The organism is Brevundimonas sp. (assembly GCF_023259385.1).
GTDB lineage: Bacteria > Pseudomonadota > Alphaproteobacteria > Caulobacterales > Caulobacteraceae > Brevundimonas.
In genome coordinates, this window is sequence record NZ_JAHFPF010000038.1 from 1 (window position 1) to 18,174 (window position 18,174).

General features: G+C 68.7%; 5 protein-coding genes. All 5 read left to right on the forward strand.

The window, feature by feature from the left end:
* Nucleotides 1–124: 124 nt before the first annotated feature.
* On the forward strand, nucleotides 125–1,825 hold the full coding sequence (locus tag Q0C81_RS04610) for a ShlB/FhaC/HecB family hemolysin secretion/activation protein (RefSeq protein WP_291834211.1): 1,701 nt from the start codon (nucleotides 125–127) through the stop codon (nucleotides 1,823–1,825).
* 31 nt (nucleotides 1,826–1,856) lie between these two features.
* Complete coding sequence (locus Q0C81_RS04615; protein WP_291834215.1) at nucleotides 1,857–13,688, forward strand: filamentous hemagglutinin N-terminal domain-containing protein; 11,832 nt, start codon at nucleotides 1,857–1,859, stop codon at nucleotides 13,686–13,688.
* Nucleotides 13,689–14,898: 1,210 nt separating this feature from the next.
* The gene (locus tag Q0C81_RS04620) at nucleotides 14,899–16,557 is read left to right on the forward strand and encodes a YDG domain-containing protein (RefSeq protein WP_291834224.1); all 1,659 of its coding nucleotides are present in this window, start codon (nucleotides 14,899–14,901) and stop codon (nucleotides 16,555–16,557) included.
* A gap of 180 nt (nucleotides 16,558–16,737) precedes the next feature.
* Complete coding sequence (locus Q0C81_RS04625) at nucleotides 16,738–17,565, forward strand: SapC family protein (protein ID WP_291834218.1); 828 nt, start codon at nucleotides 16,738–16,740, stop codon at nucleotides 17,563–17,565.
* 99 nt (nucleotides 17,566–17,664) lie between these two features.
* A partial coding sequence (locus Q0C81_RS04630; RefSeq protein WP_291834221.1) for a sigma-70 family RNA polymerase sigma factor occupies nucleotides 17,665–18,174 on the forward strand: 510 nt, incomplete at its 3' end.

An 18,174-nucleotide genomic window follows, 5' to 3' on the forward strand; every position in this document is an offset into this window, starting at 1 on the left:
TTCAACGACAATGGCGACTTATCTTCCGGATTCCGCGCCGGCCCGCATGCGGCGGCGCGACGCGTTGCTTCATTCGACCGCGCCTGGCGCGGCGGCTCTCGCCTTCGCGCCCCGGGGGAGGGGCGTGGGCAAGGCCTGGCGGGGATGGGCGGCCGGCGTCGGCGGGGCGGTCGCGCTCGTGGCGTTCGCCGGATCCGCGTCCGCGCAGGACGCCCTGCCGGACCGCCAGGCGCTCAATCCCTCGCAACTGGCGCCGCTCGCGGCCGCGCCGCAGGGCGAGCTGTTCGCCGGCGTCGAGGCGGGGCCCTGTCCCTTCAGAGACAGCGATCTGAAGTTCTCCCTGCAGAGCGTGGAGGTCCGCTCTTCCGGCCAGGACCGCCTGGCGCTGTCCGAGGCGGAGTTGTCGACGGCGTGGGCAAATCACCTGGGGCAGGAGATTTCCGTCTCCAGGATCTGTGAGATCCGGGACCGTCTGGCGGCGCTCTATCTGAGACGCGGGATCCTGGCCGCCGTGACGATCCCGGAGCAGCGGATCAACACCGGGCGGCTGGTCCTCGAGGTCGTGGAGGCCCGGGTCACATCCGTCACCTACAGCGGGGACGCCGGCCCGGCCCAGGCGCAGGTGGCCCGTTATCTGGATCAATTGAAGGGCATGGCGCCGTTCGACCTGAACCTGGCGCAACGCTATCTGCTGCTCGCCTCCGACATCCCTGGCGTCCAGATCCGCACTACCATGCGACCCGCCGGCGAACGTGGGGCCGTGGCGCTCGACATCGCCGTTTCGCACGATCCGATCGACGCCTCGCTGCGGGCGCACAATTTCGGATCGCGAACGGTGGGGCGCGAGCTGGGTCTGGCCCGGCTCGACCTCAACAGCCTGACGCCGCTGGGCGAGCGGACGTCCCTGATCGCCTATGTGTCGGGCGACCTGGAGGAACAGCGGGTCATTCAGCTGGTCGAACAGGTCCGGCTGGGCGGCAGCGGGCTGACCGCCGAGGTTTCGGGGTCGTGGGCATGGACCAAGCCGGGCGAGGAGCTGACGCCGCTCAAGCTGGAAGGCGAGAGCTTCTCCGGGGTGGCGAAGCTGGCCTGGCCGATCGTGCGCCATCGCCGCCGGAACCTGAACCTGTCGACCGGGCTCGAAATCCTGGACCAGAAGGTCGAGTTCGGCGGCGGACTGGCGACCCTGACGGAGGATCACCTGCGCGTGTTCTTCGCACGGCTGGACGGTCACTGGGCGCCGGGCGCGCTGGCGGATCACTCGGCGGCCATGACGGGCTATCTCGAGGTGCGGCACGGGACGACGGCGCTGGGCGCCAGCGACTACGGAGACATCGAGGCGTCGCGTTACCTCGGCGTGCCGGACGCCCTGGTCTATCGCGGGGAGCTGCAGGTCGGCGCGCGCCTCACGGGGCCGATCGTCGGCACATTGACGCTGTCATGGCAGCACACGGACGACCCGCTGTTGTCCTATGAGGAATTCTCGGTCGGAAACCTGACCGTCGGCCGCGGCTATGATCCGTCGGCCGCGTCGGGCGACCGGGCCTTCGCGACGTCGGTGGAATTCACCACCACGCCGCTCGCGTCGCCCTGGGGCATGGCCTGGCGACCCTACGCCTTCTTCGAGACGGCCGAGCTGACGAACCTGGCGCCCGACGCCGGCAGGCTTGAACTGTCCTCGGGCGGACTGGGCGTGCGGGTCCAGCTGACGCCGAGGATGGATATCGACGTGGGCTGGGCGCGTCCGTTCGACAGCCTTTACGGCCCGGGCGGCGATCGCCCGGCCTCGCGCCTGCTGATCTCGCTCTCGACCACACTGTTCTGAACTTCAGGCGCCACGCGCCGGAGAGACCGCCATGAAAAACCAGATCGCTTCCCGTAGAGCCCAACTTCTGGCGCGCTCGGCCCTGTGCGGCGTCCTCGCCGCCATGACGATCGGCGCGAGTTCCGCCATGGCCCAGGTCACGGGCGTGGGCACGATCGGCTCGACCAACAGCAACGGCGGAGCCGTCGGCGTCGCCTCGGGCGGCGGCGTGACGAACATCACCACCAACGCCGGCCGCTCGATCATCAACTGGAACAACCTCACCGTCACGCCGACGGAGGCCCTGAACTTCTACTTCAACAACCGCAGCGACATCGTGGTGAACCGCGTGGCGGGGGCGGCGTCGATCGACGGCGTCCTGAACGGCTGCATGTCCACCTGCGGCGTCAACGGCGGCAACATCTGGATCCTGTCGTCTGGCGGCGTCCTGATCGGAGCCAACGCCCAGATCAACACCGGCGGCTTCCTGGCCTCGACCGGCGGCCTGACCGACAGCGACATCCTCGACGGCGACATGAATTTCGCCTTCACCGGGGCCCCGGCGAACAGCACGATCAGCGTCGCCGGCGGGGCCTCGCTGAACACCAACGGCGGATCGCTGGCGCTGATCGCGCCGATCGTCACGACCGCCGCGGGTTCGACCGTCACCGCGACCAACGGGGGCGACGTCGTCTACGGCTCGGCCGAGAACTACAATGTCACCTTCGCGCCGACTGGCGCCGACGACCTGGATCTGATCACCTTCGAGGTGCCGTCGAGGGCCGACGGCGCCGGTGGGACGCCGGGCCTGACCCTGAACGGGACGACCAACGCCAACCAGGTGTTCGCGGCGATCGTGTCCAAGAGCGGCGTGGCCGCCAGCATCCTGCTGGGCGGCGACATCACGGCGACCGCCGCCTCGGGCGAGAACGGCGACATCGTGCTTTCGGCCGGATCGGGCTTCGTCAACGGAACGCCGCTCAACCCCGGGGGCGGGTTCGACGGCAGCATCACCCAGAACGCCGGCTCGACCCTGACCGCCGCCAACGTGACGATGCGCGCGGCGGACGCCATCGTCGCCGGCCCGATCAACGCCACGGGCCAGGTCTGGCTCGACTCCGCGTGGGCCGGGATCAGCCAGGTCGGCGCGATCACGGCATCGTCGCTGCGGGCCGAGGCGGGGGCGGGCATCGACCTGACCGACGTCGGCAACGACTTCGACACCATCAGCCGCCTCGACAACAACGGCGCGGGCACGGTCAGCCTCACTGACGCCGACGGTTTCGAGATCACCGGCGGGATCGACAACTGGGTTACCGCCGGCACGGTCAACCTGACGGCTCTTAACGGTTCGATCACCCAGAGCGGCATGGGTCGTATCTGGGCCGGAACCCTGAACGCCAACGCCACCGGCGACATCGCCCTGGGAACCCTCACCAACCATCTCGCTACGCTCGGGACCCTGACGGCGGGCGGCGCCATCAGCTATCGCGGCGGCACGAACTTCAACCTTAATGGCGCCGTCACGGCGGCCAGCCTCACCTTGCGCTCGGACACCGGCGCGATCACCCAGACCGGCGCCCCCCTGAACGTCGGCCAACTGTCCGTCCATGCCGAGACCGGGATCAACCTCAACAGGGTCAGCAACCAGATCGACGAGATCACTGGCCTGTCGACCACCTCCGGCGACATCATCCTGATCAGCAACGGCGACCTGTCGCTCGCCGGGAATGTAACCGGCAGCGGGATAGTGTCGTTCCTGGTCTTCAGCGGGGCGATCACCCAGAACAGCGGCGTCATCACCGCCAACACTTTCGGCGCCACAGCCGACGCCGGCCTGAATCTGGGCGGTGAAAACCAGGTCGCCCAACTGGGGCGTCTGCTGGTCGGTGGAACGGGCGACATCACCTTCCGCAACGCTGGCGCCCTGGTCCTGACCGACGACATCATCGCGGCCGGCGACAATGTGAACCTGTATTCCACGTCGGGCGCCATCACCCAGAGCAGCGGCGCGATCACGGCCAACCGGCTGACCGCGCGCGCCGCGGCGGACATCCAGCTCAATACCGCCACCAACGACGTCGCGACGATCGGCGGCCTGGCCAGCACCGGCGGCTCCATTCTCTATCGCGACGCCAACAGCTTCGACATCCAGGGCGACATCAGCACCGGGTCCAGCGCGGGCGTGGTGCTGCGCACCGTCGGCGCCGGCGCCACGATCACCCAGACGTCCGGGATCATCGACGTCGGCTTCTTCGGCGCGAACTCCAACGGCTCGATCACGATCAACGGCGCCAACAACCAGATCCGCCGCCTCGTCGCGACCAGTTCGGGCGCTGACGTCTCGATCCGCACCACCACGGACCTGGCGATGGGGCAGCCGGTCACGGCTGGGCAGACCCTGTCGCTGACCTCCGGCGGCCGAATCTACCAGGACAGCACCGGCTACGTCGTCGCGAACACCCTGAACCTGAGCGCCGTCACCGGCATCAGCCTGCCCAACGCCGGGCCGATCTTCGTCAATAGCGTCCAGAACCTGGGGACGATCACCAACACGACGAGCGGCGGCATCGTCATCGCCAACTACAGCGGCTCGAACACCGGATTGGTCGGCAACATCACCGCGGCGGGTCAGTCGGTGTCGATCACCGACGTCGCGGGGGGCATCGTCCAGAGCGGCGGGACCATCACCGCCGACACGCTGTCGCTGTCGGCGACCGGCGGGATCAATGCGACGCGGAACAACAGCATCACCAGCCTTGGCCCCGTTTCTTCCGGGGGCGGCTTCAGCTTCGTCAACACCGGGCAACTCTACCTGACCGGCAATATCAACGCCGCCGACCAGACCGTCTCGCTGACGGCGAACAGCGGCCAGATCGAACAGACCGCCGGCGGGATCATCACCGCCAATCTCCTGAACCTCACGGCCGGGGGGCGCATCTGGGTCAACAACGCCAACGCGGTGGCCAGCCTCGGGCGCGTGATCGCCGGCGGCCACGTCCTGTTCCGGAACGATGGAAACACCGTCGTCGGCGACGACATCACCGCCAACGGTTTCGATGTGACGCTGAGGTCGAACAGCGGCTCGATCACCCAGACCGCCGGCAGCGACATCGTCTCGCAGTATCTTCAGGCAATCGCCGCGACCGGCGTAACCCTGACAAACGCCGGCAACAACATCGGCGAACTGGCCTGGCTGCAGAGCAACAGCGGGGGCGCGGCCTTCAGCCAGACGAACGGTTTCAGCGTCAGCGCCGTCCTCATGAGCGGCCAGGCCGTGAACCTGACCTCGCTGGCCGGCTCCATCACCCAGAACGCCGGATGGAGCATCAACGCCGGCACGTTGAGCGCCAGCGCAGCCGGGAATCTGACGTTCGACCAGACCAACAACAGCATCGCCAACCTGGGCGTTATCAGTTCTGGAGGCGCCTTCACGTTCCTGAACGGCTTCGGCTTCAATCTGACCGGAAACGTCACCGCCACGACCAGCGTCGCGCTGACCGCCCTGAACGGCGGCTCGATCAGCCAGACCGGCGGGATCATCACCACCGGCAGCATCACCGCCAACGCCGGCGGCGACCTGACCCTGGGCGGCCTCAACCAGATCGCTTCCATCGGCGGCCTGAGCGCCGGCCAGAACCTGCTGTACCGGCAGGTCGGCGATCTCTCCGTTCCCACGATCAGCGCAGCCGGCACGGTCAGCCTCTACTCGACCACGGGCGACATCAGCCAGACCGGGACGATCACCGCCGACACCCTGACGCTCGGCGCCGGCGGCGACATCACCCTGGGCGAGAACTTCGTCTCCAGGCTGGGCCGGATCGACGCCGGCGGGAGTTTCAGCGCCGTGCAAGGCCTCGGCCTGTCCTCCGGCGCACTGGAGCTGACCGATGACATCACGGTCGGCGGGACGATGGTGCTGGTGAATCACGGCGCCATCACCCAGACCGGCGGCGCCATCACCGCCGCCAACCTGTTCCTCGACACCGACGGCGTCCTGACGATGACGGGCGCGAACAGCATCAGCGGCTACACCTCGTTGGCCGCGCAGGACGCCACCTTCAACGCGGTCGGCGACCTGAACATCCGGGTCAACACCACCGGATCCGCCACGATCACATCGAACGGCGCGGTCGTCATCGACGGCGGCGGCGTCTCGACCGGCGACACGCTGAACATCCATGCGGTCAACGGTATCTCGCAGGGCGCCGGCGGGCTGAACTTCGTCAATCTCGGAAATCTGACCAACACCACTAGCGGCGGGATCAGCCTGACCAACAGCAGCTGGTTGAACCTGACCGGCGCCATCAGCGCGGTGGGGCAGGGGGTGACGCTGAACGTCGCCAACGGCGGAATCATCCAGAACGGCGGCAGCAACATCAACGCCAGACGGCTCAGCGTGACGACGACGCAAGGTGCGATCATCGGTGAGATGAACCAGGTCGCGGAACTGGGCGTCATCAATGTCGGGGCTCACAATTTCAGCTTCCGGACCCTGGGCGACCTCCTGATCGACGGCGACATCACCTCGGCCCTGAACGTCATGCTGACCTCGGCGACGGGCGGCGTCACCCAGACGGCGGGAAGCGACATCACCGCCGGCGGGCTCAACGTTTGGGCCGAGACCGGCATCAACCTGACCAACGCAGGCAATAACGCCACCAGGATCCTCGGCCTCTTCAACCTGGGCAGCGGCGGCATCGCCTATGGCCAGACCAACGGCATCCTCATCGACGGCACCATCCGGGCGCTGAACCAGACGGTCAGCCTGACTTCGGTTGCCGGCGGCATCTCCGAGACCAACAACATCTTCTTCCCGCAGATCGAAGCGGGCACGCTCAACCTCTCGGCCGGCGGCGCGATCACGCTTCACCGCGACAACGATGTCGACAACCTCGGCGTCGTCTCGGCCGGCGGCGACTTCACCTTCAACGACGTCGACGGCTTCAACCTGAGCGGAAACATCAATTCCGGCGCGGCGGTGCTGACCGCCCGGAACGGCTCGATCGTCCAGACCGGCGGCGTCCTCACCGCCACCAGCCTCAACGCCAACGCGACGGGCGCCCTTGACCTGGATCGCGCCAACGCCGTCAGCGGCAACGTCACCCTGACGGCAGGCGGCGACGCCGTCTACCGCAACGCCGGCTCGCTCCGCATAGGCGGGGCGTCGGCGGGCGGCTCGATCAGCCTCCGTTCGAACACGGGCGCCGTCACCCAGGTCGGCGCGATCACCGGCGGGACGCTGAACGTTGCGGCGGTTACCGGGATCACGCTCAACGACGCGGGCAACGACATCGACGCCCTCGGGACCGTAAGCAACACCACCAACGGCCAGATCAGCTTCACCAACGCCGGCGGCTTCGACCTGACCGGCGCGATCACCGCCGGGGGAAGCCAGTTCGTTAACCTGACCTCGATGAACGGCGGGATCACGCAGCAGGCCGGCGGGACGATCACCGCCCAGGTCCTGGGTGTAAGCGCCTTTTCCGGCGGCGTGACGCTGGGCGGCGACAATGACGTCGATGCGCTGGGGTTGGTCGTCGCCGGCTCGTCCTTCGTCTTCAACGATATCGACGACTTCGACATCACCAGCGTGCTCAATGCACAGACAGCGGGCCTGACCGCCGGCGGCGCCATCACTCAGAGCTCCGGCAATCTGAACGTCGGCACGCTGTCGCTGACGGCGGCGTCCGTCGCGCTGGACGGCGCGAACAACATCATCGTTCTCGGCGATGTCGACGTCACCGGGGACATGAGCTTCTCGGACGTCAGCGACTTCCTGCTGGACGGTGTCCAGACCGTCGGCGGGACCCTTGCTCTGGCGGCCGGCGGGGCCATCACCCAGCAAGGCGGCGGTCTCGACGTCGGGCGGCTGGAGATCGACGCCGGCGGCGGCGTCGCCATCAACCTGGGCGGCAACGCCATCGACGTCCTAGGCGACGTCACCTCGACCAACGGCGACATCGCCATCATCAACAACGCGTCGAGCGCATTGGAAATCGACGGCGAGGTGTCCGCCGCCGCCAACGGCCGAACCGTCTACATCAGCTCGCTCAGCAGCGGCGTCACCATGACCTCCGCCGGCTCGATCAGCTCCGGGGCGGACATGGAGCTGAGGGGCGGCGGTGATGTCGTGCTCGGAAACATCGACGCCGGCGGCACGCTGACGGTCGTCTCCGCCGGCGGTTCGGTCAGCTCGACCGCCGCGCCGACCATCACCGCGGCCCGGCTCACCGGCACGGCGACCGCCGGCAGCTTTATCCTGACCGGTTCCAATATCGACATCGACGAGATCGGCTACATCGAGGTCGGGGACACCTTCTCGATCACGGGCAACAACGGTCCGCTCGACCTTTCCAACAACATCATCGCCCAGACGGTGTTGCTGGGCACGACCGGCGCCCTGACCCAGACCGGCGGTAGCGTCGATGCGACCACGGGCAGCTTCTCGGCGGGCGGCAGCCTCACCATGGGAACCTCCAACGCCGTCGACACCGTCAATCTGAACGGCGCGAGCGTCACCTACACCAGCGCCGGCGACTTTGCGGCCAACGTGATCACCTCGCCCGGCGCCGTCAGCCTGACGTCGACCACCGGCAGGATCACCCAGACCGCCGTGACCGGCCGGATCGTCGCCGACAGTCTGACCGCCTCGGCGGCCACGGGGCTGGAGTTCTTCGGCGGTCAGAACGACATCCGGGTCCTGGCCGGCCTCAGCAGCACCAGCGGCGGGGTCACCTACCGCGATATGGGCGGCTTCGAGATCACCGGCGACATCAACGCGGCGGGCCAGACCGTCGAACTGGTCTCCGACGGCGCGGGCGCGGACGGTAACGACATCGTCCAGACGAGCGGCGTGATCACCGCCAACCGTCTGCAGGGGGCCTCGGCAGGCGATCTGCTGTTCAACAGCGCCAACGGGGTCGGCCAACTCGGCTCCCTCACCGCCGGCGACAACATCCGCTACCGCGGCGCCGGCAGCTTCACCCTGCAGGACAACGTAACCGCCGGCGGCGGATTGATGCTGAACTCCGACACAGGGTCGATCCAGCAGTTCGGCGGCGCGATCACCGCCGCCGCCTTCTCCGGAAGCGCGGCGCAGGGCATCACCCTGACCCGCGTGAACGACGTCGACACTCTCGGCGCCGTCGACTCGGGCGCGGGCGATTTCAACTTCCGCGACGTTGACTCCATCGACATCGGGGGGCTTGTCACCTCGGGCAGCGCCGTCATGCTCCAGGCGGGCGGCGACATCACCCAGAGCAGCGGTTCGATCGTCACGGGCGCGCTGAGCCTGTTCGCCAACGGCCGGATCGATCTCGGCGGACCGGGCAACGACATCGGCAGCCTGGCCGCCGGCTTCGCCGGGACCGACTTGCGCTTCGTGGACGTCACCGATTTCTCGCTGGACGGCAACATCTTCGCGGGCGGCGTGATGACGCTGTCGGCGGGTGCGGGGAACATCAACCAGAACGCCGGCGTCATCACGGCCGGGACCCTCAACGCCAGCGCGACCGGCGAGCTCAACTTCACCCGCGCCAACGTGGTGACGACGCTCGGGAACCTGTCGGCCGGCGACAGGATTTTCTTCAGCAACGCCGACGGCTTCTCGATCGCCGGAAACCTCATCAGCGATCAGATCGTGCTGACGTCCCAAGACGGCGGCGTCACCCAGACCGGCGGCGCGATCACCGCCGGCGCGCTGGCTGTAGACGCGGAGCTTGACGTCATCCTTGGGCAGGCCGGAAACGACGTCGATACGCTCAACCTCGTCTCAGTCCGCAACGGGGGCTTCACCTATCGGGATGTCGACTCGGTCAGCCTCAGCGGCCCGGTGTCGATGACCGGCGTCGCGACCTTCGATGTCGGCGGCGACCTGACCCAGTCGGGAACCGGCCTGATCAGCGCCAGCCGCGTCCAGGGCTCAGCCGGCGGGGCCTTTGCGCTCGGCGACCTGGCCAACAATGTCGGGCAGCTCGGCCCGATCACGGCGGACCGGATCGCCTTCGTCAGCAGCGGCGGCCTGAACCTGGCCGGCGCCCTGACCGCGACCAACGGCGTGGAGCTGAAGGCCGACACCGGCATCACCCAGTCGATCGGCGCCGCCATCACCGGGACGACCCTGCGCGCCCAGGCCAACGGCGACATCATCCTGGACCAGGACAACGACCTGGATTCTGTGACCCTGCTGTACTCGCAGTTCGGCGACATCAGCTACAGCGACATCGACGGCTTCTCGTTCGATCCCACGGTCTACGGCGACATCTGGACCACGGGGACGATGACCCTGAGGGCCGGCTCTACCGGCGGCATCAGCCAGACCGGCGCCGGACTGCGCGCCGGGACCCTGATCGTCAGCGCGGGCGGCGACATCGTTCTGGGTGAGCTGAACCGGATCGACGTGCTGGGCGCCTCGTCGTCCGGCGGCTCGGCGTTCACCGTCGTCAATGACGGCGACCTGGACATCACGGGCGACATCTCGGTGACGGGCCCCCTGGGCGCGCTTTCGCTGACGTCCAACAGCGGCGCGGTCGACCAGATCGCCGGTGAGATCGACGCCTATGTGGTGCACGGCTCCGCGGCCGGGGACTTCACGCTGACCAGCTTCACCGGCGCCGTCGGCAGTATCGCCAGCTCCGCCGGCGATATCGACATCAGCAACACCGGCGACGTCACCCTGTTCGGCCTTCTGCAGACCGGGCGCGCCAACAGCGTCAGCCTGCTGAGCAGCGGCGGCGGCATCTGGCACGGCATCGGCCGTATCGAGACCGGAACCCTGAACCTGAGCGCCGTGACCGGGATCGCCCTGGACGGGGCCCAGGGCAACGACATTGATCGTCTGGGCGTGGTCGGCACCGGGTCCAACTTCACCTTCGCTGACGACAACGATTTCGCCCTGACCGGCGACATCACCATCAGCAGCATCGGCGGCCATGTCGGGCTGCGGTCGAACGGCGGCGCGATCACCCAGACCGGCGGCGTCATCACCGCGCACGATCTGAATCTCGACGCCGCGACCGGCCTGGACCTCAGCGGCGCCAACATGGTCGACAAGGTGACCATCGCCAACGGCGCGACCGGCGCGGTCGTCTTCTCCAACGCCCGAGCGCTGACCGTGCTGGGTGCGACGAGCACGGGCGACGTGACCATCAGCACCAGCACCGGCCTCCTGACCCTGAACGACGTCACCACCGGCGGGCTGATCCGCCTGGCCGGCGCCGGCGGCGTCTTCTCCGGCGGCACGCTCACCACGGACGGCGACGTCGATGTGTCTGCATCCGCGGGCGACATCGAGATCCGGAACATCATCGCCGGCGACGACGTCACAGTGATCGCCGCCGACGGCGGCGCGCAGCTCTGGAACCTGATCCTGACCGGCGCCAGCGACGGCGAAGGCACGGGGCAGAATGTCTTGATCTCGGCTTCGGGCGACGCCTTCCTGGGCGCCCGGGACGAGGCCGGCATCGGCCTGTACGCCAGCGATCTGAGCCGCGCCGGCGGCGCGGGAACCATCAGCGTCGTCTCGAGCGGCGGGGACGCCGGGGTCTTCCTGACCTCCATCGGCTCAAGGATTGATACGCTCACCGCAGGCGGCGCGACCGGCACGGCCACGATCGTCGCGAGCACCGGCGACATCCGCGCCGGGACGATGACCGGGCACAACGTGGTGCTGAAGGCCGCCGACGGCGACATCGATCCGGACTCCGTCAGCATCGGCGGCGGCGACTACACCCTGACCGGCCGGGACTTCCTGTCGGGCGCATTCGGGTTCACCGGCACGGCGCGCGATATCTCGATCACCGACACCGCCGGGGCTCTGACCCTGAACGCCGACGTGACGGCGCAGCGCCACCTGACGATCAACGCCGTCGGCGATGTTCTCGGCGGTCGGGCGCTGGTCGCCGGGGCGGACGCGGCGGGGCAGGGGAACCTGAGCATCCTGGCCACCGGCATCGTCGCCAGCGCCATCGGCGCCGACGGCGACGTCACCCTGGACGCCGGATCGGGCCATATCGACGTCGGCACGCTGGTCGTGATGAACGACTACAGGCTGAGCGGCGGATCCTTCTCCGCCGGCGCGCTGAGCCCCATCGGCGCGATGGCCGGAACCTGGACGCTGACCGACACCGGCGGGTTCGACTTCACCGGCCTGACGCTGACCTACAACGGCGACATCGAGATCAACGCCGCGGACGTCATCACCGGCGGCCTCGTGCAGTCGATCCTCGGATCGGTGCGGATCGGCGGTCCCGCCGACATCGACATCGACGGCCTGTACGCCGCCCACGATGTCACCGTCACCTCGGCCGGGGCCCTGACCGCGGGCTCCGCGACGGCTTACGGCGGAAGCATCAACCTGACCGGCGCCTCGGTGACCGTCGCAGGCTACGCCGACGCGTCCGGAAATGTCCTGGTGACGGCCACCAACGGCGCGGCAGACATCGGCGCGGCCACGGCTGGGGGCGACATCACCGTGCTGGCGACGAACGGTTCGGCCCGCCTCGGCGCCGCCTCCCTCACCGGCCTGACGGGCGACCTGCTCGTCTCGGCGACCGACGGCGACGCGACCCTGGGGGCCGTCGACCATACCAGCATCAGTACTGACAACGTTCTGACCCGCGCCGCCGGCGGCACGGGAAGCGTCACGGTCACCGCCGCGAACGGCGATGCGCGGGTCTATCTCGACACCACCAACACCGCCCTGAACCTGCTCCAGGGCGCCAACGTCGATGTCACGATCGCCTCGGGTTCCGCGGCGTTCGACACGCTCACCGCACTGAACGGCGACGTCTATGTCGAGACCCTGGACGGCGCCCTCACGATCGGAGACGCCACCGCCGCCAATGGCGGGGTCTCGCTCTATGCGGCGGGCGGCGGCCTGACCCTGCTCGGCAGCGTCTTCGGCGCGTCCGAGGTCATCGCGCAGACCGACGGCCTCCTGGACGGCAGCCAGGCCGTGTCGATCACGACGGGCGGCGATCTGAACCTGTCCGGCGGCGATGTGCTGCTGAACGCGATCTCGGCCGACGGGGATATCACCGTGGCGGCCACGGACGGCGACGCCTACGTCGAGTTCGCGAACGCGGGCGGCCTGCTGCAGGTCGGCTCCATCGCGGGGAACGCCACCCTTCGCGGTGCGGAAGCCGGCGACGGCATCGGCGTGTTCGCGGCCCGTACCGCCACTTTCGGAGCCGACACCAAGGCCCTGATCACCGCCGACAACCGGGGCGTCATCGGCCTGCGGCTGCGGCGGCATCGTGGTCGCCTCGATGTCCGGCGACGTCAACGTCAACCTCGACAGCGTCTTCGGCGATTTCGCGGCGATCAGCGCCATCACGGGCAACGTCAACGTCAACCTGCTGCACGGCGATCTGACCATCGGCGAGCTGTCGGGCCGCAACATCACCGTCGAGGTCTCCGCCGGCTCCATCGAGACCGGGGCGGGGGGCTCGCCCATCGGCGCCAACGTCACCGGGGGCAGCTACAGCATCACGGCCCAGGACTTCCTCGGCGACGTCCTCAACCCGCTTCTGCAGGACGAGTTCGGCGCCCCGTCGACGCTGCGGAACTACACCATCGTCGATACGCTCGGCGGTCTGGACATGACCGGCGTCAACATCGCGGCCCAGGGCGATATCCGGATCGAGGTCCGCGGCGCGGGCGCGTTGACCGGCGACGCCCAGCTGGCGGCCGACGGCGACGTGACCGTCACCGCGGGGGCGATCCAGGCCGACGTCATCACCGCCGGTCGCGACCTCGATCTGGATGCGAGCGCGGGAGCCGTAAACGTCGCGACCCGGGTCACGGTCGGCAGGAACTATACGCTTGTCGGCCGGGACTTCTCGACCGCCGCCCTGAGCCCCCTGGGGGCCAGGACCGGTGACCTGAACATCACCGACACCTTCGGCAACCTGGACTATTCCGGCGCGACTCTTCGCTACGGCGGCGACATCAATATCCAGTCGGGCGGGCTCGTGGTCGGCGGCGACGTCACCAGCGACAACGGCGACATCCTGATCCAGGGCGGCATGGGTATCGACAGCGGCGCGCTGTCAGCCGCGAACGGCACGGTCGACGCCTACGGCTACGGCGCCGCCGGCGTCACGGTCGCCTCGGCCACGGCCAGGGATTCGATCTACATCTACAGCTCCAGCGGCGACGCCGTTCTCGGGGCGGCCGCGCTGCTCGGGGCGGGCGTCAACCAACTCCGCGTGCACGTGGACGGCGGATCGGGGAACGCGGTGTTCGGCAGCGCCCTGGCGGGCGGCGTCACGGCCGCGAACCGGTTCAGCTCCGCGGGATCGACGACGGCGGCCGATATCTCCAGCACCGGCGGCGACGCCTTCGTCCACCTGGACAGGGCGGACGCCGTGAGTTCGGTCTTCGCGAGCCGGAATGTCGGCGTCGTCGTCCGCAATGGCGACTTCACCCTCGGGTCGGTCATGGCCGTCGGCGGCCGTGTCGACGTCGAAGGACCGACGGGCGAACTCACGATCGGCGCCCTGAACGCCGCGTTGGGCGCCCAGATCGTCGGCGCCGACATCACCCTCACGTCCGGCGCCGTCGGCGAAGACCTGATCGTGGACGCCAGCGGCGACATCCGCTTCCTGGGAGCGGGCCGGATCGCCGCCGCCGGCGACGCCTCGCTGAGCGCCGGCGGGAGCATCTCGCAGGCCAGCGACGCCAGCTTCACGGCCGCCAGCCTGACCGTCGACGCCGGTGACGCCGTCAGCCTGCTCGGTCTCAACGACATCGCGACCCTCCGCGCGGTCGACGTCGCGAGCGGCGGCTTCGCCTATCGCAGCGTTCGCGTGGGCGGCGTCGAGATCGTCGGGGCGATCAACGCCGCCGGCCAGGCGGTGGACCTGCGCGCGGACAACGGCCCTCTGACCCAATCGGGCGCGGGGATCATCGTCGCCGGGCGGTTGACCGGATCCGCCGACGGCGGAGCCAGTCTGGGCGCGGCCAACCGGATCGACCAGCTGGGCGACTTCGCCGCGACCGGCGGGGGCTTCTTCCTGAACGTCGACGGGGCGCTGAGCATCGTCGGCACGGTAGACAGCGCCGCCGCGCTCCGGATCCAATCGGGACCGATGACCATCGCCTCCACCGGCACGATTCGTTCCGCCGGTTCGGGAGATGCGGTCATCCTGGCCTCGAACGGCGTCTTCACCAACGACAGCGACGCTGACGGGGTGCAGGCGGCGAACGGCCGCTGGCTGATCTACAGCCAGGCCGCGGGGAATCCCGGCGGGTCCACTTCGGGCAACAATTTCGGCGGTCTCGGGGGCAGAAGCTACTACGGCTCGGCCTACGACTTCGGCTCCGGCGCCTTCAGCGGCGCGCCCAATGCGGGCAACAGGTTCGTCTACGCCTATCAACCCACGCTTACGGTGACGCCGGTCAATCAGCGGGTCACCTACAATGGCCAGATCCCGACGTTGAGCGCGCTCATCTCCGGGCTCATCAATGGCGATCTGGCGGCGGACGCCTGGTCCGGCGCCCCGCTGCTTTCGGGGGCCACCAGCCGGAACGCCGGGACCTACGGGCTGTCCGCCTCGCTCGGCTCGTTGCTGTCGGACATGAACTACGCCTTCTCGTTCGGCTCCGGCACGCTGATCATCGACCCCAGAGCCCTGACAGGAAGGGTCATCGCCGACAACAGGGTCTATGACGGAACCACCGGGGCCACGGGCTCCATCGGTCTGACGGGCGTGGTTGCGGGCGATAACGTCGGGGCCAGCGGGACGCTGACGTTCGACAACCGCAACGCCGGCCTCGGCCGGACCGTGAACGCCACCAACGCCACCCTGTCCGGGGCTGACGCCGGCAACTACACGCTGGCCGGCGTCACGAGCGGGATCGCCGACATCCTGCGGCGCAGCCTGACAGGCGTGCTGACGGCGAACAACAAGGTCTACGACGGGACGACGACCACCACAGGCTCCATCGGCCTGACGGGGGTCGTGGCCGGCGATACGGTCACCGCCAGCGGGACCTTCAACTTCGCGGACAGGAACGCGGGCGTGGGCAAGGTGGTCACCGCCAGCGGCCTGGTCCTGTCCGGGGCCGACGCGGGCAACTATGATCTGGGGCCGATATCCGGCGTGGCGGACATCCTGCGCCGCTCGATCGGCGGAACGGTCGTCGCGGACAACAGGGTCTACGACGGAACCACCGGGGCCACCGGGTCGATCAACCTGACCGGCGTCATCGCGGGCGACACCGTCGGGGCCAGCGGAACGCTGACGTTTGACAATCGCAACGCCGGCGTCGGCCGGACGGTGAACGCCACCAACGCCAGCCTGTCCGGGGCTGACGCAGGCAACTACACCCTGACCGGCGTCGCGAGCGGGATCGCAGACATCCTGCGCCGGGCGATCAGCGTCACGGCGAACAACCAGACCAAGCGCTTCGGCCAGGTGGATCCAACCCTGACCTATGTCGTCGGCGGGAGCGGCCTCGTCCAGGGCGACGTTCTGACGGGCGGCCTGGCGCGCACCGCCGGTGAGATCGCCGGCGCCTACGTCATCCAGCAGGGTGATCTGGCGGCGTCGTCCAACTACGTCGTGACCTTCACGCCGGGCGAGTTCGTCATCCAGATCCCGCCCGCGGGCGGGATCCAGAGCCTGCAGATGCTGCGCGCCATCGGCGAAACCCCGGTCTTCGCGCTTGACCAGGACCCGTCACCCGATCTGATCGTGTCCGACGCCGGGCAGGGGCAGAATCCGGAGCAGCGCCCGTCCCATTGAGTGCTCTTGCCTGATCCATAGCTCAGACGATTCTCTGTCTTCCGGCGGGTCGCGAGCGGCGGCTCGCCGGAGGTCTGAAGGTCTTGGCGGCGACGATCAGGCGCGGGCTTCGGCGAGAGCGTGCAGGACCCGCAACCACGACCGGCGTCCGCGCCGCTATCCCCTCCAAGGAGTAGATGCATGTCTTCCGAACCCAAGGCCCCGGGCGCGCCCGCGCCCCTGTCCGGCCTTCCGCTGTTCTATCGCGCGCCGGAGCCGCTCTCGGCGGCCGTCCACGGCGCCTGGCGGCTGAAGGACGGCGACGTGTCGTTCGCCGCGGACACGCCTTTCGTGCCGATCGTCGTCGGCGAACTGGCGGCCTCGGCGCGGTCCTATCCGATCGTCTTCGCGGCCGGCAACGCCCAGCCGATCGCGGTGCTGGGTCTCGAACGGGCCAATCTGTTCGTCACCAACGGGGCCTGGGCCGAGGACGCCTATCTTCCGGCCTATGTCCGTCGTTATCCGTTCGGCTTCATCGCCACGGCCAACCCGGAGCGGTTCGCGCTGGCGATCGACGGGGCCTCGGACCGGGTCGTGCGGACGGGGGGAGACGGCGTCGCGCTGTTCGACGAGGACGTCAAACCCAGCGCAACGACCCGGCAGGCCCTGGCGTTCTGCGAGGTCTTCCAGTCGGAAGTCGCGGCGACCACGGCGTTCGTCGAAGCCTTGAAGGCGCAGGACCTGCTGATTGATCGCCGCGCCGACGCAACGTTGCCGGACGGCCGCAAGCTGGGCCTCGAAGGCTTCCAGATCGTCGACGCCCGGAAGTTCGCGGGGCTGGCCGACGACGTCATGCTGGATTGGCATCGCAGGGGATGGCTCGCGCTGGTGCATTTCCATCTGTCGTCGCTTGACCGGTTCTCCGCGCTCCTGACCCTGCAGACCGCGCGGGCCGCCGCTCCGGCGCCGGCCAAGGCCTCGAAGAAGCCGGCCAAGGCGCGCGCGGAGTCCGCCCCTGCGGACACCTAGGTCCGGCTTGGGCGCGGCTTGTTTCCCCGAGGGAAGCGCCGCCCGCTGTTGATGTGAAACTGTCGTCTGGCCGACATACCGGGGTTGTGGCGATGGCGCATGTCTGGCGCCGTGAGCCATGAGTCCGGACAATCCTTATCCGCGCCGTCCGTCGCGATCCCGGAGATTTCCGACGCCGCCTATGCGGATCTGATCCGCCGGCTGCGTTCGCCTTTGCTGCGGTTCTTTCAGAGACGCGCCCGCTCGCCCATGGACGCGGAGGAGATGGTCCAGGATCTCTTCGTCCGGCTTCTCCGGCGCGCGGACCTGTTCAGTCTCGAGAACGTCGACGCCTATGTTTTTGAAGCGGCCGCCAACATCGCGCGGGACCGGGGACGCTACGATCAGGCGCGGGGCGGGGGGCGGCATGTCGAGATCAATGGGGTCGTCACCGAAAGCGACGAACCGGGAGCCGAGCGGATCGTCGCCGGAAAGCAGCGCTTGAAACGGCTGCTCGCAGCGCTGGAGGCGCTTCCGCCCCGTGCGCGGCAGGTGGTCGTCCTGCGGCGGTTCGAAAATCTGACCTATCCGCAGATCGCCGCGCGTTTGGGGATTTCCGTCAGCGCGGTC

Coding starts and splice junctions, on each gene's coding strand:
- Q0C81_RS04625 (WP_291834218.1), top strand. CDS start 16,738: ATGTCTTCCGAACCCAAGGCCCCGGGCGCGCCCGCGCCCCTGTCCGGC.
- Q0C81_RS04615 (WP_291834215.1), top strand. CDS start 1,857: ATGAAAAACCAGATCGCTTCCCGTAGAGCCCAACTTCTGGCGCGCTCG.
- Q0C81_RS04620 (WP_291834224.1), top strand. CDS start 14,899: ATGACCATCGCCTCCACCGGCACGATTCGTTCCGCCGGTTCGGGAGAT.